This is a genomic window from Micromonospora sp. NPDC049662 (assembly GCF_040675055.1).
GTDB lineage: Bacteria > Actinomycetota > Actinomycetes > Mycobacteriales > Micromonosporaceae > Micromonospora.
Genome location: NZ_JBFAOC010000034.1, coordinates 49,180 through 66,948, shown reverse-complemented (window position 1 = coordinate 66,948; position 17,769 = coordinate 49,180). Strand labels below are relative to the sequence as shown.

The 17,769-nt window shown below is 71.5% G+C and carries 22 protein-coding genes; 13 read left to right on the top strand and 9 right to left on the bottom strand.

What is annotated here, in order from left to right; all coding sequences use genetic code 11:
• Window positions 1–610, top strand: a 610-nt coding sequence (locus tag AB0J36_RS23355) for a carbonic anhydrase (RefSeq protein WP_363661109.1), incomplete at its 5' end; no start/stop codon positions are given.
• 43 nt (window positions 611–653) lie between these two features.
• Here the strand turns inward: AB0J36_RS23355 and AB0J36_RS23350 are convergent.
• The gene (locus AB0J36_RS23350; RefSeq protein ID WP_357121966.1) at window positions 654–1,097 is read right to left on the bottom strand and encodes a DUF5990 family protein; all 444 of its coding nucleotides are present in this window, start codon (window positions 1,095–1,097) and stop codon (window positions 654–656) included.
• Window positions 1,098–1,173: 76 nt separating this feature from the next.
• On the opposite strand from AB0J36_RS23350, the gene AB0J36_RS23345 reads away from it, so the two are divergent.
• Window positions 1,174–2,268: a winged helix DNA-binding domain-containing protein gene (locus AB0J36_RS23345; RefSeq protein WP_363661108.1), complete on the top strand. Its 1,095-nt coding sequence runs from the start codon at window positions 1,174–1,176 to the stop codon at window positions 2,266–2,268.
• 32 nt (window positions 2,269–2,300) lie between these two features.
• On the opposite strand, the gene AB0J36_RS23340 is transcribed toward AB0J36_RS23345, so the two are convergent.
• On the bottom strand, window positions 2,301–2,813 hold the full coding sequence (locus AB0J36_RS23340; RefSeq protein ID WP_363661107.1) for a hypothetical protein: 513 nt from the start codon (window positions 2,811–2,813) through the stop codon (window positions 2,301–2,303).
• Window positions 2,814–3,123: 310 nt separating this feature from the next.
• Here AB0J36_RS23340 and AB0J36_RS23335 point away from each other — a divergent pair, with 310 nt between their 5' ends.
• A complete protein-coding gene (locus tag AB0J36_RS23335) occupies window positions 3,124–3,804 on the top strand; it encodes a DUF4396 domain-containing protein (protein WP_363661106.1) in 681 nt (226 codons plus the stop codon).
• A 39-nt stretch (window positions 3,805–3,843) separates the two neighbouring features.
• Here the strand turns inward: AB0J36_RS23335 and AB0J36_RS23330 are convergent, their stop codons facing one another.
• A complete protein-coding gene (locus AB0J36_RS23330) occupies window positions 3,844–4,758 on the bottom strand; it encodes an SDR family NAD(P)-dependent oxidoreductase (protein ID WP_363661105.1) in 915 nt (304 codons plus the stop codon).
• Between the two features lie 100 nt (window positions 4,759–4,858).
• Between AB0J36_RS23330 and AB0J36_RS23325 the strand changes: the two genes are divergently transcribed.
• The 3 genes from AB0J36_RS23325 (at window position 4,859) to AB0J36_RS23315 (ending at window position 7,353) form a co-directional block, all read left to right on the top strand.
• Entirely contained in the window at window positions 4,859–5,524 is a 666-nt protein-coding gene (locus AB0J36_RS23325) for a TetR family transcriptional regulator (RefSeq protein WP_357175556.1), read from the top strand.
• Between the two features lie 83 nt (window positions 5,525–5,607).
• Window positions 5,608–6,492: a S41 family peptidase gene (locus AB0J36_RS23320; protein ID WP_357121943.1), complete on the top strand. Its 885-nt coding sequence runs from the start codon at window positions 5,608–5,610 to the stop codon at window positions 6,490–6,492.
• 27 nt (window positions 6,493–6,519) lie between these two features.
• Window positions 6,520–7,353, top strand: a complete 834-nt coding sequence (locus AB0J36_RS23315; RefSeq protein WP_357175559.1) for an alpha/beta hydrolase — start codon at window positions 6,520–6,522, stop codon at window positions 7,351–7,353.
• Here AB0J36_RS23315 and AB0J36_RS23310 read toward each other — a convergent pair.
• Window positions 7,331–7,999: a methyltransferase domain-containing protein gene (locus AB0J36_RS23310; protein ID WP_357121937.1), complete on the bottom strand. Its 669-nt coding sequence runs from the start codon at window positions 7,997–7,999 to the stop codon at window positions 7,331–7,333. The two genes, AB0J36_RS23315 and AB0J36_RS23310, sit on opposite strands and share 23 nt — an antisense overlap.
• Before the next feature lie 61 nt (window positions 8,000–8,060).
• Between AB0J36_RS23310 and AB0J36_RS23305 the strand changes: the two genes are divergently transcribed.
• The 4 genes from AB0J36_RS23305 to AB0J36_RS23290 all read left to right on the top strand — a co-directional run bounded on the left by AB0J36_RS23305 (window position 8,061) and on the right by AB0J36_RS23290 (window position 9,883).
• Complete coding sequence (locus tag AB0J36_RS23305; protein ID WP_363661104.1) at window positions 8,061–8,699, top strand: helix-turn-helix domain-containing protein; 639 nt, start codon at window positions 8,061–8,063, stop codon at window positions 8,697–8,699.
• 115 nt (window positions 8,700–8,814) lie between these two features.
• Window positions 8,815–9,192: a DUF2089 domain-containing protein gene (locus AB0J36_RS23300; protein WP_357175568.1), complete on the top strand. Its 378-nt coding sequence runs from the start codon at window positions 8,815–8,817 to the stop codon at window positions 9,190–9,192.
• Between the two features lie 74 nt (window positions 9,193–9,266).
• The gene (locus AB0J36_RS23295) at window positions 9,267–9,449 is read left to right on the top strand and encodes a hypothetical protein (protein ID WP_363661103.1); all 183 of its coding nucleotides are present in this window, start codon (window positions 9,267–9,269) and stop codon (window positions 9,447–9,449) included.
• Between the two features lie 11 nt (window positions 9,450–9,460).
• Entirely contained in the window at window positions 9,461–9,883 is a 423-nt protein-coding gene (locus tag AB0J36_RS23290; RefSeq protein ID WP_357121925.1) for a hypothetical protein, read from the top strand.
• 374 nt (window positions 9,884–10,257) lie between these two features.
• Here AB0J36_RS23290 and AB0J36_RS23285 read toward each other — a convergent pair whose 3' ends face one another.
• A complete protein-coding gene (locus AB0J36_RS23285; protein ID WP_357121922.1) occupies window positions 10,258–10,605 on the bottom strand; it encodes a GlsB/YeaQ/YmgE family stress response membrane protein in 348 nt (115 codons plus the stop codon).
• Between the two features lie 111 nt (window positions 10,606–10,716).
• Between AB0J36_RS23285 and AB0J36_RS23280 the strand changes: the two genes are divergently transcribed.
• Window positions 10,717–11,370, top strand: a complete 654-nt coding sequence (locus tag AB0J36_RS23280; RefSeq protein ID WP_363661102.1) for a hypothetical protein — start codon at window positions 10,717–10,719, stop codon at window positions 11,368–11,370.
• A gap of 27 nt (window positions 11,371–11,397) precedes the next feature.
• On the opposite strand, the gene AB0J36_RS23275 is transcribed toward AB0J36_RS23280, so the two are convergent.
• Both AB0J36_RS23275 and AB0J36_RS23270 read right to left on the bottom strand, forming a co-directional pair.
• Window positions 11,398–11,763: a VOC family protein gene (locus AB0J36_RS23275; protein ID WP_357121916.1), complete on the bottom strand. Its 366-nt coding sequence runs from the start codon at window positions 11,761–11,763 to the stop codon at window positions 11,398–11,400.
• A gap of 135 nt (window positions 11,764–11,898) precedes the next feature.
• Window positions 11,899–12,435: a TetR/AcrR family transcriptional regulator gene (locus AB0J36_RS23270; protein ID WP_357175579.1), complete on the bottom strand. Its 537-nt coding sequence runs from the start codon at window positions 12,433–12,435 to the stop codon at window positions 11,899–11,901.
• Between the two features lie 72 nt (window positions 12,436–12,507).
• Here AB0J36_RS23270 and AB0J36_RS23265 point away from each other — a divergent pair, with 72 nt between their 5' ends.
• A complete protein-coding gene (locus AB0J36_RS23265) occupies window positions 12,508–13,554 on the top strand; it encodes an aldo/keto reductase (protein ID WP_357175582.1) in 1,047 nt (348 codons plus the stop codon).
• A gap of 41 nt (window positions 13,555–13,595) precedes the next feature.
• Here AB0J36_RS23265 and AB0J36_RS23260 read toward each other — a convergent pair whose 3' ends face one another.
• Window positions 13,596–14,498, bottom strand: coding sequence for a hypothetical protein (locus tag AB0J36_RS23260; protein WP_357175585.1), 903 nt, complete (start codon window positions 14,496–14,498; stop codon window positions 13,596–13,598).
• Complete coding sequence (locus tag AB0J36_RS23255; RefSeq protein WP_357121904.1) at window positions 14,495–14,896, bottom strand: hypothetical protein; 402 nt, start codon at window positions 14,894–14,896, stop codon at window positions 14,495–14,497. Before AB0J36_RS23255 ends, AB0J36_RS23260 begins: the two co-directional genes overlap by 4 nt.
• A 73-nt stretch (window positions 14,897–14,969) precedes the next feature.
• Between AB0J36_RS23255 and AB0J36_RS23250 the strand changes: the two genes are divergently transcribed.
• Window positions 14,970–17,768 carry a CHAT domain-containing protein gene (locus AB0J36_RS23250; protein ID WP_357395532.1) on the top strand — a complete coding sequence of 933 codons (2,799 nt, stop codon included), beginning with the start codon at window positions 14,970–14,972 and terminating at the stop codon, window positions 17,766–17,768.
• Window position 17,769 lies beyond the last annotated feature (1 nt).

Sequence of the window (17,769 nt, the reverse complement as noted above, 5' to 3'; positions counted from 1 at the left end):
GCCGCCGGCCGACGACACCGTTGCCACGCCGGCCGAGGCGCTGCGTCGGCTGCTCGCCGGCAACCACCGCTTCACCAGCGGTCACGGTCGGCACCCGCACCAGGGCCTCGACGACCTGCACCGCCTCGCCGCCGGCCAGCACCCGTTCGCTGTCACGGTCGGCTGCGCCGACTCCCGGGTCGCGCCCGAGGTGCTGTTCGACCAGGGGCTCGGTGACCTGTTCGACAACCGGGTGGCCGGCAACATCGTCGACGACCTGCTGCTGGGCAGCGTCGAGTTCGCCGTGGAGGAGTTCGGCAGCCTGCTGATCGTCGTCCTCGGGCACGAACGCTGCGGCGCGATCACGGCCACCATCGACGCCATCCACACCGGCGGCACCGCTCCCGGACACATCGGCGCCATCGTCGACAGCCTCCGCCCGGTGGTCGAGCCGGTGCTGGACCAGCCCGGCGACCCGGTGGAGAACGCCGTCCGCGCCAACATCGCCGCCCAGGTTCGGGCACTGTCGGCGCGCAGCCCGATCATCGCCGAGAAGGTGCGTCAGGGCGCGCTGCGGGTCGTGGGCGCCCGCTACGACCTGGACAACGGACGGGTCTCCCTGGTCGCCTGACGGCTTGTCTTCCCGGTCGTCCGTCCGGTACGGGCGGCCGGGGCTATTCCAGCGTCCAGCCGATGGCGGGCGGGTGGACCCGGGCGCATACCGGCCCGCCGGCCGCGTCCGTCAGCCCCAGTCTGCTCACCAGCAACCCCCCGCTCTCGTGCGCGGCGCGCAGCAGGTCGGTCGGGATGTCGGTGAACATCAGCTTCGCCCGCCGGAACATCGCGAACCCGTCATCGATCACCGTGCCCCAGCTCAGGTAGAGAAAACGCCCTCCGGGTCGTCCATGCACGAACGGCCCGCCGACGTCCAGCACCCCGTCGATCTCCCGGCTGGACACCGCTACGTTCCAGACCGCCCGTGCCGCGTCGACCCGTACGCGATCGACCACCTCGCTCTTGCGCTGGATGCCGACGTGCACGTTGCCGAGCCGCAGCGCGTCGGCCTCCGCGCCCGCGCGCCGGCCCGGCAGGTCGCTGCCCTCGATCCGGATCCGCACCCCACCAACTCTAGTTTCTCGGCGTCGACCGCCCGATGGTCGACGCTGACCGACCGCTCGCGGCTAGGGTGCGTTCATGGTTGACCGGCGTCAGGTGGTGGCCTACCGCGTCCGCGCGCAGCAGCTGGACCGGGATGAGGGCGGCTCGCTGGCCGACACCGCCGTCCTGGACATCGGCGTGCAGAACACCGGGCCGGACGGCGCCCGCTGGGCTCTCGCCGTCCGTGGCGTCGACGTGACCGCGCTGTCCGACGCCGACGTGGTCCTGCTGTGGACCGTACGGGGCGCTCCGCACCTCTACCGCCGGGCCGACGTCGGGCAGGTGGTGGCCGCGGTCGAGCCGTTCTCCGACGCTGACGCGGGCAAGCGCATCTACGACGCCTCGAAGCCGTTGAAAGCCGCCGGCATCGGCAACCTCGCCGCCCTCCACGAGGTGGCCGCCGGCATGCGGACGATCGTCACCGCGCCAACGGTCAAGGGCGACGTCTCCGGCCGCCTGGCCACCATGCTGCCCGAGCCGTACCTGCGGTTCTGCCGGCCGTGCGACGCCACCCACCTGTACGAGATGCCGTTCCGGCTCGCCGCCGCGCGGGCCGGTCTCGAGTTGCAGCTCGACACCTCACCTCCGGTCCTGCGGCGCATCACCGGCTTCCGCCGGGTGTCCGCCCCGGGCGACCGGTTCGACCTCGTCCGCGCGTACCTCCGGCTGCTCGGCCCCGCCACTCCGAAGCAGGTCGCCGACTATCTCGACGCGCCGGTCAAGGACGTGAAGGCACGCTGGCCCGACGACGTGGTCGACGTGACGGTCGACGGCGAGACGCGCTCGCTGCTGGCCGCCGACGAGGAGGCGCTGACGTCGGCCGAGGTGAGCGCGACCCGCCTACTCGGCCCGTTCGACCTGTTCCTGCAGGCCAAGGACCGGGCGACACTCGCGCCCGACGCCGCCCACGTGAAGGAGTTGTGGCCGGTGCTGGGTCGCCCCGGCGCGGTGCTGGTCGACGGCGAGATCATCGGCACCTGGCGTCCCCGCAAGTCCGGCAAGACGTTCACGGTCGCGGTCCAACCCTGGCGCAGACTGTCCGCCGGCACGCGCGACGCCATCACCGCGCAGGCCGAACGCCTCGCCACGCACCGCTGCGCCACGCTCACCGACGTCGACTTCGCCGACTGACAACCCGAGCCGGACGGCACTCGGCGGCACCGTCAGCGCGGCGCCCGGGTACGCCGGTAGTAGGACCACCCGGCCAACGGCAACGCGATCGCCCAGGCCAGGAGCAGCGGAAGGCCGATGAGGACACCCGTCGGAGTGAAGATGTCCTGCGCGCTGGATTCGGAGAGGTCGGCGGCGAACTGCCAGGGCAGGGTCGCCGCATAGCCGATCATCAGGGCGGATCCCAGCACCGTCGGCGTGAGCGGCACCCACGGCGGCACGCGGTGGCCGCGAAGCCACGGCACCCACCGGGGAAACGTACGCCCCCAGTCGCTGATCAGGCCGAACGCCAGCACTCCCCCGAGCCCGGCGAGGACGCACAGCAGGCCCAGGTAGAACGCGCCGGCCGGCAGGCCCAGGAACCCGTCGACCGGGTGGTCCCCGACGCCGGGCCCGCGACCGTGGTACCACTCCTCGAACGGTTCGGCGTGTGCGAACAGCGGGATGCCGAGGATCCAGGGAACGTGCAGTGGGATGAAGCCCAGAACGGGCGCGATCCACGCCACGTGACCTGCTCGGCGTGCCCACGGCGGCGGCTTCGATGCTTCGGCGCTCTGGTTCACGGTCGTCACTCCGTATCGATGCGGTGGTTTCCTCCGGTCCCACGCTGCGCTGTCGGCGTGCCCGGGGGATCCCCGCGCAGAGGGAGCCGGGTCCCCCGTGCCCGGGGGCGCGGCCGGCACGACGAACGCCCCGATCCACTGATGCGGGCGGGTGCGAGCTGGGAGACTGTGAGCTGCCGTCGGCACTCGGATGACCCCCCTGCACGTTCGGCCGCGCCGAGCGCCGAGGCGCCGGATGGAAAAGGGGGCGAGGATGCAGCCGAGCTGGCTCTCGACGCTCTCCTGGATCTCACTCGCGGTCGGTGTCGTCAGCTTCGTGATCGTCCTCGTCGACACGTACCTCTACGGGCACCGTCAGCCGGTCGGGGTCATGGAGATCGTCTGGCTGGTCACCGTCCTGTACATCGGCCCGGTGGCCGTCCGCCTCTACTGGACCTGGGGTAGACCCGAGGCGCTCGCGCCCTCGCCGCGCAAGGATCGGTCTCGACGGCCCCACCGGGGCACCATCGTGACCCAGGTGTCCCGTTGTGGCGCGCACTGCGCCCTCGGCTTCGTCGTCGCCGAGGTCGCCCTGTACGGATTCGATCTCCCCCGGAGCCCGCTGTGGATCGGCTACGCGGGCGACTATCTGATGGCGGTGACGATCGCCGTCCTCTTCCGGCTCTTCGAGAGCCCCCGTCGCAGCCTCGCGGAGGTCTGGCGCGCGCTGGCGACCGTCGTGAAGGTGGAACTGGTGACCATCACCGCGTTCGAGGTGGCGTTGTTCGGGTGGCTGACGCTGGCGCACCACATGGTCTTTCCGGAGCCACCCCTGCGGCTCGACAGCCCCACGTTCTGGTTCGCCGGCCAGATCGGGATGATCGCCGGCTTCGTCACGGCCTGGCCTGCCGCCTCCTGGCAGATCGGCCGACGAATGAGCGTCGCGGCACGCTGACGTCGTCGGAGCACGGGTAGCGGGGCTGGTGCGGCACGGTCACACCTCGGCGGCCGTCTGGCCGACCGGGAACCGCACGCCGGTGAGGTCCTCCGAGACGGCCCAGAGGCGCTGCTGCACGGTCAGGTCGTAGGACTCGGGGCTGGACGTGACCAGCTTCGGGTGGCCGCGCGTCTCGCCCAGGCCGTCGGGGCCGTAGTACTGCCCGCCGAGGACGGACGGGTCGGTGGCGGCACGCAGGGTGGGCAGCGCGCCTGCCGCAGCGGGCTGGGTGAGAACCGGGGCGAGCAGGGTGATCGGCGCGCGGACGAGCGCCGGGGAGTTGCGGACCAGTTCGGTGTCGGAGACGCCGGGGTGCGCGGCCACCGCGACGGTGGTGCCGTGCGGGGCGAGCCGGCGCTGCAACTCGTAGGTGAACATCAGGTTGGCGAGCTTCGACTGGCCGTAGGCGGCGACGCGGCCGTACGACCGCTCCCACTGCAGGTCGTCGAAGTGGATCGCGGCGCGGATCCGGTGGCCGACGCTGCTGACCGTGACCACCCGGGAGCCGGGCACCGGCAGCAGCAGGTCGAGCAGCAGGCCGGTGAACGCGAAGTGACCCAGGTGGTTGGTGCCGAACTGCATCTCGAAGCCGTCGCGCGTGGTCTGCTTCGGCGTGTACATGACGCCGGCGTTGTTGATCAGCAGGTCGATCCGCGGGTGGGTGGCGTGCAGTCCGGCCGCGGCGGCGCGCACCGACTCCAGCGAGGTCAGATCCAGTTCCTGTACGGAGACGTCGCCACTCATCCGGGCGGCGGCGCGCTTGCCCTTCCCGGTGTCGCGTACGGCCAGCACGACCGAGGCCCCGCGTTCGGCGAGGAGCCGGGCGGTCTCGAAGCCCAGGCCGGTGTTGGCGCCGGTGACCACGGCCACCCGGCCGTCCTGGCGCGGAATCTGCTGCTCGGTCCACTTCATCTCAGGCTCCTAAGGTACCGCCGGTAAGTTATGCTCGAAACGCTAATGTACCGCCGGTACGCTGTCAAGATACCGGCGGTACCTAAGTTAGGGTTGACGCATGACGTTCCAGCGGGCGCGCAGCGAGGAGCAGCGCGCGGCCCGTCGCCAGGCAATCCTGGAGACGACCTCGGCGATGCTCGACGAGATGCCGGTGGCCGACGTGACCCTCAACGAGCTGAGCCGGCGGGTCGGCCTGGCCAAGACGGCGGTGCTGCGCTATTTCGAGTCCCGCGAGGCGGTGCTGCTCGACCTCCTCGACGACCGGACGACGACCTGGCTGGCCGAGCTGGAGCAGGAGTTGACCCGGGGCGTCGAGCCGGACCGATCCGCGTCGGAGCGGGCCGAGCAGGTGGCCGACGTGCTCAGCCGGTCGCTGGCCGCCGAGACGGTGCTCTGTGATCTCTTCGGCGCGCAGGGCGGAGTGCTCGAACACAACGTCTCGGTCGAGGCGGCCCGCCGGCACAAGCGGGCCTCGCTGGTCAACCTCGCGGCGATGGCCGGCCTCATCCGCCGGCACCTGCCCGAGGTCGGCGACCGCGCCGACCTGTTCTGCCTTCAGGTCCTCATCGTAGCCGGCGCGTTCTCCGCCTACAGCACGCCACCGCCGAGCCTGCTCGCCGTCTACGAGTCCGAGCCGACGCTCGCGGTCTACCACATCGACCCGCAGACAGCCCTGCGCATCGCGATCATCACGCAGCTCGTGGGCGTCCTGCCGCGCGCCTGACTCCGACCCACCCCGGCCGTTCCGGGCTGAGCCTCGCGATATTCGGTGGCCCTGGGGCTTCGTCCGGTCTATCGTGGCCCGCCGTGCTGTCAAACGAAGAGATCATCGGACGGGCCCTGGATCGGATCGAGGCCGGGTACGTCTTTCCGGCGAAGGTCGCGGACATCGACGCCACGATCCGGCGTCGTCTCGCGGCGGGCGAGTACGACGACCTGGACGGGCCAGCGCTCTGCGAGACGGTGACCGCCCACCTTCAGCAGGCGTGCCCGGACAGGCATCTGCGGCTGCTGTGGTCGGACCAGCCACAGTCGCTGGATCCAGCGGACGAGGACGGGGGCAAGGCGGCGTTCCTCGCGCTGCTCCGGACGGAGAACCAGGGCGTCCGCCGGGTCGAGCAGGTGGACGGCAAGGTCGGGCTCATCGACCTGCGGCGCATCGCGTACGCCGACGCGGGGGCCAGCGTGATCGGCGCGGCCATGCAACTGGTCGCCCTCAGCTCGGCGCTCATCCTGGACCTGCGCGCGTGCTCCGGCGGAGCGCCGGAGGGAGCCGCGATGTGGTGCAGCTACTTCTTCCGCGACGACCAGGTGCACCTCAACGACTTCTACGAGCGTTCCACCGGCGCCACCCGCCAGTTCTGGACCGCCGCGCACCTTCCCGCGCCGCGCTACCTGGACCGCCCGGTCTTCGTGCTCACCAGCGCGACGACGTTCTCCGGGGGCGAGGACGTCGCGTACACCCTCCAGGCGCACGGTCGAGCCGTCGTCGTCGGTGAGACGACACGGGGCGGCGCCCATCCGACGGCCCGCCACGCGGTCACCGAACATATCCTGGTGACCGTTCCGACCGCCCGGACCATCAACAGCGTCACCGGGACCAACTGGGAGGGCGTCGGAGTGGTCCCCGACGTACCCGTGCCGGCCGACCAGGCGCTCGACACGGCGCTCAAGGCCATCGCGGACGCCTAGGGCATGCGGCCGAGACCGGATGCCGTCATGCCGGGGACCTGTCTGACGTCCTCGACCTCGTACCGGGCCACCGACGGCAGTGAGCTGCCCCTGTTGGTCTTCGAGCCGGGTGACGGCACACCGCCGCGCGCGGGCGTCGTCCTGTTCCACGGCGGCGCCCTGCGCGGCGGATCACCCCACGGGCTCGCGCCGCACTGCCGGGCGCTGGCGTCGCGGGGAATCCTCGCGGTGTCGGCCGGGTACCGGCTGCTCGGTCTCGGCGCGACCAGCATCGACGACTGCCTCGCCGACGTGCGGCGCGCGGTCGCGCAGTTCGGCCGACTGGCGGCGTCGCGCGGGCTCGCTGCGTCGCAGCTGGCCTCGGGTGGCAGCTCGGCCGGCGCGCACCTGGCGATGCTGGCGGCCCTGACGCCGTCCCGCGCGGCACCGGAGCCCGGCGTCGCGGCCGTGGTGGCCCTCAACCCGGCGGGACTCAACCTGGGCGTCCGCACGCCCGACGCGCAGCGCCGCCTGGAACGGCAGGTTGGCCTCGACGCGGGCAGGTTGATTGAGTATTCGCTGATCGAGCGGGTCCGGCCGGGCAATCCGCCGACGCAGATCCACCACGGCACCCGCGACGAGGTCGAGCCGATCGACTGCGCGCGGCGCTTCCGCGACGCGATGGCGCGCGCCGGCAACGAGTGCGCCCTCCTCGAGTACGAGGACGCCGAGCACGGATTCCACTACCCCGGCGACGGCGGGCACTTCGACGACGTCATCGACGCCACGGCGCTGTTCCTCCTCGGCCGCCCGGGAAGGAGGAACACCGCGCACGGCGGCTCCGCGGGATCGGAGGTCGCTAGGCGTCGCGGCGCAGTGTGAACCAGAAGGTCGGCACCGCGTTGGTGCCCGGTGTGACGTCGACAAGTGCCCAGCCGGGGAACCTGGCGCGGACTTCGTCCGCGGTGACGCCGGCCGCCCACGACGCGATCTCGGTGGTCGGATTGTCGAGTGGCTCGGGGCCGTACCCGAACATCAGCAACAGTGCCCCGGGAGCGGCGCGGTGGGTGAGCCCGGCAGCGTAGGCGTCGCGGCGATGCAGTGGAATTCCGCAGTAGCAGCTCAGGTCGAAGAACAGGTCGAAGGGGCCCGGCACGTCCAGCTCGTCGAGGCGGGTGGCGTCTCCGTGCCGCACCCGTACCGCCACTCCCGCCGCCGCGACCTTCTCCCTGGCCAGGTCGACGGCGCTGTCGATCAGATCCACGGCGGCCACCTCCCAGTCGTGCCGCGCGAGGTAGACGGCGTTGGTCCCCGTGCCGCAGCCGAGTTCGAGGGCCCTACCGGGCGGCAGCGCGTTGCGCCCCTCCACCAGGTCGACCAACTCGGGCGGTGTCACGCCGGTGTCCCATGGCGGCCTGCCGGCGCGGTAGTAGCTCTCCAGTGCGCGGTGAACCGCTTCCTCCTCCTGGTCCCGCTGCGGGGAGGCCGGGGCGGGGGCCGACCCCTGGGCGGCATTGGGCTGCGTCATCGTCTCCTCCAAGAATTTAGAGTTAAACTCTAGTGACATACTCTGAAGATAGGCTCGCATCATGAACACGGTCAAGAGGCCGGACAAGCGAGCCGAGCGCTCGCACCGCACCCGCCAGAAGGTCATCGACGCGGCTCGCGAGCTGTTCGTCGCGCAGGGGTACGGGGCGACGAGCCTGCAGGAGGTGGCGGATCGTGCGGGGGTGGCCGTCCAGACGGTCTACTTCGTCTTCCGTAACAAGCGCACCCTGTTCAAGGACGTCGTCGACACGTCCATCGCCGGGGACACCGAGCCGGTCGCCACCATGGACCGGGAGTGGTTTCGCGCCGCGTGCGCCGAGCCCACCGCAGCCGGGCAGTTACGCGCACACGTGCACGGCACCGGCGAGATCCTGGGCCGGGTCGCCCCGACCATGCCGCTCATCGCGGCTGCCGCAGCCACCGACCCGGAGATCGCCGCACAGTGGACGGATGGCCCCGACCCGCGTTACACGGTGCAGTACGCAGCGGCCGAAGCCCTCATGGGCAAGCCCGACGCCCGCCCCGGCCTCTCCGTCGACATGGCGGCTGACCTGCTGTTCGGCCTGCTCAGCCCGCAGCTCTACCTGATCTTCGTCCGCGACCGCGAGTGGTCACCGGAGGCGTGGGAAGAGTGGGCCCGCACCGCCCTGACCACCCAACTCTGCGCCGACCCCGACTGACCAGCCGCCGAGCGCGCGCGGTGGTCGTAGCCAGACCGGCCGGTGTTCACTCGTACTCAAGAAAATTAAGGTTTGCCTCTTGGAAGTTGAGGATTCTTAAGCTACAACTTTAAGTATGACAGAGCAGGCGATGGACTGGCAGGAACTGACCAGCCTGACGCGAGGCCAGCCGTTCGTCGTCGAGCGCGTGCGCCTGGCGAGCAACGGCGTCGCGATCGAGGGCGCGTTCGAGCTACCGCAACTGGCCCAGCTCAACGTCGAGGATCAGGTCTTCGTCACGGCGTTCGTGCGCTGCCACGGGTCGATCAAGGAGATGGAACGCATCTTCGGGGTGAGCTATCCGACGATCAAGTCACGGCTCAACCGGATCACGCAGATGCTCGACTTCGTCGAGACCGATCCCGCGCCGTCCCGGGCCGACATCATCGACCGGTTGCGCCGCGGTGAGATCACGGCGCAGCAGGCGTTGGCCGAGCTGGACGGCCGCTCATGATGCCCCAACTGGTGACCGTCAGGGTCAATCGCCCCGCCCGCCGACCCGTCCGTTTCTGGGTTCCGGTGCTCCCCGTGGTGCTCGTACTCCTGCCGGTTCTGGTCCTGGTCGTCCTCGCGGCGATCGTGGCCTGCCTCGTGTTCCGCATCCGCGTGGTGCGGGCGCTCGGCGCCGGATGGCGCGTGGTCTCCGCGCTGCCCGGCGCCCGCTTCGACATCGAGCAGGGCCACTCGGCCGTGCTCGTGGCCATTCGATAGGAGAGGTTCGCATGACCGAACAACGCAAGGACATCCTCGACATGCTTGCCGCCGGCAAGATCACTGCCGAGGAGGCGGAGCAGCTCATCGCCGCCCTCGAACGGGACCAGGCACCGGCGGTGGCGGGTGCCGACGCCCGGCCCAAGGGGAAGGTGAAGTACCTGCGGGTGGTGGTGGATGCCACCGACAACGGCGAGCCGTCGCGGGTCAACGTGCGGGTGCCGCTGCAACTGCTGCGGGCCGGCGTGCGGCTGGCGGCGCTGGTGCCGCCGCAGGCCCTGGTCAAGGCCAACGCCTCGCTCAGCGACTCGGGTGTGCCGATCGACCTGACGCAGCTCAAGCCCGAGCAGTTGGAGGCGCTCGTCGAACACCTCGACGACGTGACCGTGGAGGTGGACTCCCCCGATGCCACCGTGCGGGTCTTCTGCGAATAGCCGCCGTCCGACGGGACGGCCCCTCGAGAGGGTGCTGCAACACCCTCCCGAGGCTGCGCCCGCCGCAGCGGAGCGCAGGTGAAGTGCCAACCTGAAGTCTAGCCACTCCTCCACGACCAGCGAAGGGACCACTCGGGCGAGTGGTCCCTTCGCCGCATCCCGCCGCTGCGCGCCCGCCCGTCCGCTTGCCGATCCGCCCACTCGCACGCCAAGATCCGCGCAACTTCCCTGTTACTGCTGCCTCCGCCACCCGGGAGACAGCAACATCCCTGATGTTGTGCGGATCTTGGGAGCGGATCAGCGTGGCGGAGGCACGCTGATCCGCGAGCGGGGACTCGCCGACCTGGTCAGCCCGCCCGGCGGAAGGATCGCGATCACGACTCGCGCTTGGCCTTGCTGCGCCGGGGCCGCCGACGAGGGGTTTCGCCGCCGCCGGCAAGCCGGGTGAAGGTCAGCATGTTCGCCAGCGCCACGGCGACGATCGCGAGGCCGACCTGGATCGCGAGCACGATCCAGTCCCAGCGCAGCACCCACACCTTCACGCCGGCGTCGTCGTCGACGTGCAGGGCCCGGGCGACCACGGTGCCCAGCACCGCCGAGCCGACGCCGAGAACGAACGTGGCGAAGATGCCGATCCGCTGCCGCCCCGGCAGGATGAGCCGGCCGAGCAGGCCGACGAGTGCGCCGATGAGCACCGCGCCGAGATAACCGGTTACCAACATTGCTGTCTCTCCCCTTCCAGCAGTGTCGGAATACATGCCCGGATCTCACGTTCGCGGAAACCCGACCCCCGATACGCTGACGGGCCTTTCACCCCTTTGCGAAGGACGTACATGGCCCGCCCCTACCGCCCCGGACCGAAGCAGTTCGTCTTCACCGCCGGTGACGGCACCACGCACCAGGTCTCGGTGAGCGACCCGCAGGAGGCCTACGTGGCGTTCTCCGCGTTCTTCCGGGGCCGCGAGTCCGCCACGTACACGATCAGGGACGAGCCAGCGCGGCAGACTTTGGTGCTCATGCCCCACCTGGGAGTGATCTCCCGGATCGAGGAGGCGGACCCGCCCCGGTCGGCACACCTGCGGATCGATCGGCCCAACCGGTACCTGCCGAGCGCGATGCTGTTCTTCGAGAACGGCTATCGCGGCCTCGACCACTTCGGCCAGTGGTTCGCCGACCTCGCCGACCTCGACGCGGCACCGGAGGACCGCGGTGCCGCCCGCGCCGCCACCATCACGACGGAGGCGGCGGCGCTCGCAGAGGTCGCCCGGATCTGGGCGGACTCGGGCTACGTCGACCCCAGCGACAGGTACTACGTCTTCTTCGACGGGCACGACGTCGACGACGACCGCGCCGACGGGGCTGCTCTGCTGCCGCTGATCGAATTCCTCGGCCTCGAACGGGTCGACACCCCGGCCGAGGCCGCCGGGGGCGAGGTCTGGGTACGCACCGACCCACGCCTGGTCGCCGAGTGTGCCCGCTGGTCGTGAACAGTCAGCCCGACCAGCATCGGCAGGTCAGCGGCGTAGGCAGAAGGGATGGCCGGCCGGGTCACGCAGGACGCGATAACGGTCCGGCGCGAACTGCTGCTCTTCCTTGACCGCGCCGAGTTCGATCGCGCGCGCCTCAGCGTCGTCGAGGCTGTCGGGGTCATCGGCGGCCAAGTCGAAGTGGATCTGCTGCGACCGCTCACCCGAGGGCCAGGTCGGTGGCTGGTAGCCGTCGACGCGAACGGCGCCGAGCAGCAGCGGCCCCGCCTTGACCGCACAGAAGTCCGGTGTCTGGACCGCGACCTCACCGTCGAGCATGGCGGCCCAGAAGCGGGCCAGGTCGGCCGGGTCGGGGCAGTCCAGGTTGATCGCGGCGATGTGAGCTACCGGCATGGCTCCTCCAGAGGGCGGGACGCTGATCGACTCTAGCACCCAAAATGACGGTTCACTCTTTTTACTCGGCCATCTCATCGGGCCGCCGCCCGACGCCGGGACGAACGCTCGCGGGCCGGCAGCGATCGGGCCCGCCTAGTCGTTGATGATCGCCATCAACGCGGCGGCATAGGGCGCGGGGTCCACGTCGCCGCGGACCGCCAGTTGCAGGCTATAACTGACGCAGAGGGCCACGAAGGCTTCGGCGATTTGTCCCGCCCGTGGGCGCTGGCGGTCCGGCACCAGCTCGGCGATCGCGGCCCGCATGGCCGAGAGCTGTCGTTGCACAACGGCCGCCAGCAGCGGCGACACCGCCGCCTCGGCGTAGATCTGGGCAACCAGCCGGGCGTGGTGGGTGTCCCGGGCCTGGGTACGCACGTACTCGAGGAAACCCCCCACCGCCTCGGCGGTGAGCGCCCTCGGCAGCGCGTCGGTCCCCTGTTCGCAGACCGCGACGACGATCTCGTCCTTGCTCGTGAAGTACCGGTAGATGGCTCCGTTCGAGAGCCCGGACTCGGCGACAATGTCGGCCATCGACGTGTGGGCGAAGCCGTGGCTGGCGAACCGGGCGCGGGCGGCGTCCACGATCTGCTGGCGGCGAGAGTCGAGATGGGCTTGACTGACCCTGGGCATAAAGAGTGACCCCTCGTTTTTCTTGCTACTGTCGAGAGCGTACCTCCTCGCACCGCAACTCAGGAGCCCGCCATGCGCTACCAGACCTTCGGCCGTCTTACCGGACTGCGCGTGTCGCAGTACGCGCTCGGGACGGCGAACTTCAGCACCTCGGACGCCGGCGCCGGCCCGGAGGCCTCGCGACAGATCTTCGGGGCCTTCGTCGAGGCCGGCGGCACCACGTTCGACACCTCCAACCTCTACCGGGACGGGGAGGCCGAGACCGTGCTGGGCGGGCTGCTCGGGCGTCAACGGGACGACTTCGTGATCATCACCAAGTACAGCGGGAGCAGGCAGGCCCCGCCGCGCCCCGGCACGACCGGCAACAGTCGCAAGATCATGGTTCGGTCTCTCGACGCGAGTCTGCGCCGTCTGAACACCGACTACGTCGACATCTTCATGCCGCACTTCCCCGACGGTGTCACGCCGATCGAGGAGATCCTGGCCGGGTTCGACGACCTGATCCGCTCCGGCAAGATCCTGCACGGCGCGCTGTCCAACTTCCCCGCCTGGCGGGTCGCCGGTGCCGCGGTCCACACCGACCTGCGCGGCCTGGCACCCCTGGTCGGCATACAGACCGAATACAGCCTGGCCGAGCGATCCGCCGACCGGGAGCTGCTGCCGATGGCGCAGGCCCACGGCCTGGGCGCGATCCTCTACTCCCCGCTGGCCGGCGGCCTGCTGACCGGCAAGTACCGGCAGGGCGCACCGGGCCGGCTGACCGCCCGGGGCGACGCGGTCGAGGGCACGGCGCAGCGCACCGCTGTCGTCGACGCCGTACTCGCGATCGCCGAGGAACTCGGTGTGAGCGCGGCCCAGGTCTCCCTGGCCTGGCTGCGTCGCCGGGCGGCACTGGCCTCCACGGCCATGATCCCGATCGTCGGCCCGCGCACCCCGACCCAGTTGGAGGAATACCTGAAGTCTCTCGACCTCGACCTCAGCGACCAGCACTACCGGCGTCTGGACGACGTCAGCGCCATCCGGCCCGGCGCCCCGCACGAGGATGTCGCGGCCGCGCTGGATCAGGGCGTCGACGGCGACCGCACCCTGCTCGACCGTCCTGTCGTTCCCGCCATCTGATGCCGGAAGTTCGTCGCGGCGAACTGCACGTGACCCGGAATTCACCGGTCCTTGCGCAGCAGGAGGGTCACCGCCTCGCCGTCGGCCGTGCCGAAGGCGCCGTCGGTGGGGTGGCCCAGCGCGGCGCCGAGGGTGCGTACGTGCAGGTCGACCACCGCCTCCACCAGGTCGGCCAGCACGGACACCGCACCCCGGCCCCGTCGCCAGCCCACCACGCACAGACCGAGGCCGACGACCGCCGCGGGCCACCACAGCAGGCCGAGCGCCAGGTACAGCAGCCCCCAGCCCACCCGTCGGGCGGCGGCGGCGAAGTCGGCCTGCGCGAGGGCGAGCGGCCCCCGGGTCTCCTCGGGCAGCAGCAACCACAGCCGGGGCCACGCGGCGGCCAGGTCCAGGCCGTAGCCGGCCCGCACCCGTACCGCCGTGGCCTGCATCCGGTCACCGATCCAGGTCGGCCGGTCCGGCTCGGTCAACGCGATCCGGTCGCAGGCGCGGGCGAGCGCCTGGGTGTCCGGCAGCGGTCCGGCGGCGTCGGCGGGCGACCGCAACCGGCGTGCCTTGTCCCGCAGGGCGTTCTCGTACCGGTCCATGGCGGCGTTCCACCGGCGTCGCCGCCGGCGGGTCACGGCATCGCCGACCCGACCCCAGTCCTGCGTCCACAGGGCCACGACCAGGCGTTCCAGACTCTGGGCGGCCATCGCGGCGACGACACCGCCCAGCACGACACCGAGCACGATCAGCAGCGCGGATCCGGTGCTGCGCGTGGGTGACCCGAGGGCGAGCCGGTCCACCTCCCGCCGCAGCAGCGCCAGGTCCCACCAGTGGGCGTGGCCGAGCCGCAGCGCCACGGCGGCCATCGCCACGAACACCACACCGGGCAGCGCCAGTGCGGCGAGCCACCGCTCCGCCAGCTTGCCGCCGAGCGAGGCGATGAGCGCGTTCACCGGTCCATCCGGAACGCCGGCAGCGGGCAGTCCCACACGGCGCAGCGCGGTGGCGGGCCGCCGTCCGGCCGAGGTATCTCGACCCGGTCGCACAGGTCGGCGGGGCACACCTGGACCACCTCCGGGCGGCGGCCGCGGATGCCGGCCAGCGGCAGGTAGCGGTCTCCCCGGACGGTCGTGTCGCCACCGACCAGCCCGGCGAGGCGCATCAACTCGGTCACCTCGGCCAGCACCGCGTCCACGCCCTGGTCGGACAGCGAGCGGTCACGCAGCCGCGTCAGCGCGCGGGTCGGCTCCGGGCCGAGCAGGTCGCCCACCTGCGCGATGTCCGCGCAGATCCGGGCCAGCCGGGTCGCCCGGTCGTCGTCGAGTCGCCTGTCCGGAACCGATTGACTCATCGGCTGATTATCCCCTGTCGATGTGGCGTCCGGCTGGCAGGCTGGGGAGCGACCGCGAGGGGAAGGTGTGCCGGTGAGTCGCTACGCGAGGGACACCGTCGACCACTGGCGTCGGGTGGCGGCCGGGCAGCGGCGCGGCGAACGGCGTTGGACCGAGGCCCAGGTGGAGCTGGGGGCCGCGCTGCTCGACCGGTACGAGGCGGACCGCGCACGGGAGGGCCTGATCGAGGCCACCGTCGTGCTGGAGGCCGCGATCCGCACGATGGCCGACTCCTTCCTGGCCGAGGAGTTGGGTACGACGCACGGTGTCCGCGCGCTGACCACGTACACCGATGTGCTGCTGGCCAGGGCCCGGATCGAGAGTGCGCCGCAACTCCTGGACATCGCCGAGCAGTATCTGCAGTTCGCCGAGGACGCCTCGGCCGACCTCGGCAACAGCGCGGTGCTGATGCTCAAGAAGTGCCAGGTCTATCGGGTCCGGCACGACTTCGACGGCTCGGTCGACACGCTCTACCGGCTCACTTCCATCGCCAACATGGCCGAGAACTGGATCAGCGCGGAGCACCTGCCCGCGTTGCGGGGCATCCACGCGGAGGCGCTGGTGCGCGCCTACCAGCTCACCGGGGTGGAGGACTACGTCGACGAGGCGTTGGAGCTGCTGTCCTCGGTGGACGCCGTCGGGCCCCACCAGGACCAGATCGTCGTGCTGCGCGCCCGGTGCCTGCTGGCCCGGGCGTCCGGGACCACCCACACCGCCGACGTCGAACGGGCCGTCGCGGTGCTGCGGGAGCACACCCCGCAGGGCAACGATCCGCGTTTCCTGCTGGGGCAGACATTGCTCACCCTGGTCGACCGCACCGGCCGCGCCGAGTTGCTGGGCCAGGCCTGGGAGGAGTTCGCCGCCGTGGTGAACACCGTCGGAGAGCGGCATCCGCACCATCGGACGGCGCTCGCCAGCCTCTCCACCGTCGGCATGAAGACGCACCAGTTGACGGGCGACGTCTCCGCCCTGGAAGTGGCGATCGGCCTGCTGCGCCGAGCGCTCGCGCTGTCCGTACGCGGCGAGGCCAACCACGCGTCGTACCTGGACCAGTTGGGCTACAGCCTGCGGTTGCTCTACGACGCCACCGGGGAGCCCGCCTACCTGGAGGAGTCGCTCGCCCTGCTGCGCGAGGCGCTGGACGCCCTGCCCGCGCGCGATCCGCAGCGGGTCGAGACCGGCTTGTCCATCGCCCAGGCGTTGCGGGCGACGTACCTGCGTACCGGCGAACCCGCCCTGCTGACCGAGGCCGCGGAGCGGGCGCTCGCCGCCGGCCGCATCGAGTCCGGCGCCGTGCCGGTCCGGATTCAGGCCTTCGACAAGGCGGCCTACACGCTGACCGCGCTGGATCGGTGGCGGGAGGCGGCGGACGCCTTCGACGAGGCCATCACGTTGCTGCCCCGGCTGGCGTCGCGCGGGCGTACCCGGCACGACCAGTACGCCGACCTCGGTTCGACGGCCGGGCTGGCGGCGACCGCCGCCTCCTGCGCGATCGGCGCGGGGCAGCCGGAGCGGGCCTTGGAGCTGTTGGAGCGTGGGCGGGGTCTGCTGCTGCACCAACGGTTGACCGCGGACGGCGAGTGGGCGGCGCTCCAACGCGCCGACGGGCGTCTGGCGGCCGACTTCCAGCGGATGCGCCGCGACTTCGAAGCGCCGGCTCCCGAATCGTCCCGGCCCACCACCTTCGGTCGGGACCGGGAGACCGAGTGGAACGTGCTGCTGACGACGATCCGGGAGCTGCCCGGCCTGGGTGACTTCCTGCGCCCGCCCACCGCACGGCAACTGCTCGACCAGGTCGACGGGACCGTGATCGTGCCGATCGCGAGCGAGTTGCGGTGCGACGCGCTCATCCTGCGGGAGCACCGCGTAACGGTGCTGCCGCTGCCGGATCTGTCGCTGAGCGACGCGGTGACGCAGTTGCGGCTGCTCCAGCAGGCCACCACCACGGCGTCCGATCCGTCGGTGGACGCGCGGAGCCGTCTGCGCGCCCAGTCGGTGCTCGGCGGCGTACTCAATTGGTTGTGGTCTGCCCTGGTCGAGCCGGTGCTGGACGCGATCGGCGCGCCCGGGGCGGTCGGCGAGCTGCCGCGCGTCTGGTGGTGCCCGGTCGGCCCGCTGGCGTTCTTTCCCCTGCACGCCGCGCAGGCCGAAGCCGGCCGGTCCGCCCTCGACCGGGTGGTCTCTTCCTACACCCCGACGGTGACCGCGCTCGCCCGGCGACGCACCGCGCAGCGGCAGTCCCGCCGCGACGCCCGGTCCTGCGTCGTGGCGATGCGCGCCACCCCCGGCGGTCTGGGCGCGCTGCCCAGCGCCGAACGCGAGGCCGCGTCGGCGGCGCGGGCGCTACCCGGGGCGTGGCTCGGGATGGACGCGCGGGCCACCCGGGAGGAGATCCTGGACCGGCTGGCCGACTCCGCGTACGCGCACTTCGCGTGCCACGCCGTGGCCGATCCGCACGACCCGGCGCAGGGCCGGCTGCTCGTGCACGACCACCAGGACAGCCCGCTCACCGTGGCCGACGTGTCCCGGCTCGACCTGGAGGCGGAGTTCGCCTTCCTGTCGGCCTGCGCGACCGCCCAGGCCCCGCCGACCCTTGTCGACGAGGCGCTGCACATCACCGGCGCCTTCCAACTCGCCGGGTTCCGGCACGTCATCGGCACCCTGTGGGAGGTCGACGACGCGATCTCCCTCGCCCTGACCACCGCCTTCTACGCGCACGGCGACGCGACCTCATCGGCCGCATACGCGCTGCACTCGGCCGTACGCGGGCTGCGGGACCGCTATCCGCTCGCGCCGACGCTGTGGGCGGCGCACATCCACACCGGCGGCTGAC

Coding starts and splice junctions, on each gene's coding strand:
- AB0J36_RS23345 (WP_363661108.1), top strand. CDS start 1,174: ATGGTTGACCGGCGTCAGGTGGTGGCCTACCGCGTCCGCGCGCAGCAG.
- AB0J36_RS23335 (WP_363661106.1), top strand. CDS start 3,124: ATGCAGCCGAGCTGGCTCTCGACGCTCTCCTGGATCTCACTCGCGGTC.
- AB0J36_RS23330 (WP_363661105.1), bottom strand. CDS start 4,758: ATGAAGTGGACCGAGCAGCAGATTCCGCGCCAGGACGGCCGGGTGGCC.
- AB0J36_RS23325 (WP_357175556.1), top strand. CDS start 4,859: ATGACGTTCCAGCGGGCGCGCAGCGAGGAGCAGCGCGCGGCCCGTCGC.
- AB0J36_RS23315 (WP_357175559.1), top strand. CDS start 6,520: ATGCCGGGGACCTGTCTGACGTCCTCGACCTCGTACCGGGCCACCGAC.
- AB0J36_RS23310 (WP_357121937.1), bottom strand. CDS start 7,999: ATGACGCAGCCCAATGCCGCCCAGGGGTCGGCCCCCGCCCCGGCCTCC.
- AB0J36_RS23305 (WP_363661104.1), top strand. CDS start 8,061: ATGAACACGGTCAAGAGGCCGGACAAGCGAGCCGAGCGCTCGCACCGC.
- AB0J36_RS23300 (WP_357175568.1), top strand. CDS start 8,815: ATGACAGAGCAGGCGATGGACTGGCAGGAACTGACCAGCCTGACGCGA.
- AB0J36_RS23290 (WP_357121925.1), top strand. CDS start 9,461: ATGACCGAACAACGCAAGGACATCCTCGACATGCTTGCCGCCGGCAAG.
- AB0J36_RS23285 (WP_357121922.1), bottom strand. CDS start 10,605: ATGTTGGTAACCGGTTATCTCGGCGCGGTGCTCATCGGCGCACTCGTC.
- AB0J36_RS23280 (WP_363661102.1), top strand. CDS start 10,717: ATGGCCCGCCCCTACCGCCCCGGACCGAAGCAGTTCGTCTTCACCGCC.
- AB0J36_RS23275 (WP_357121916.1), bottom strand. CDS start 11,763: ATGCCGGTAGCTCACATCGCCGCGATCAACCTGGACTGCCCCGACCCG.
- AB0J36_RS23270 (WP_357175579.1), bottom strand. CDS start 12,435: ATGCCCAGGGTCAGTCAAGCCCATCTCGACTCTCGCCGCCAGCAGATC.
- AB0J36_RS23265 (WP_357175582.1), top strand. CDS start 12,508: ATGCGCTACCAGACCTTCGGCCGTCTTACCGGACTGCGCGTGTCGCAG.
- AB0J36_RS23255 (WP_357121904.1), bottom strand. CDS start 14,896: ATGAGTCAATCGGTTCCGGACAGGCGACTCGACGACGACCGGGCGACC.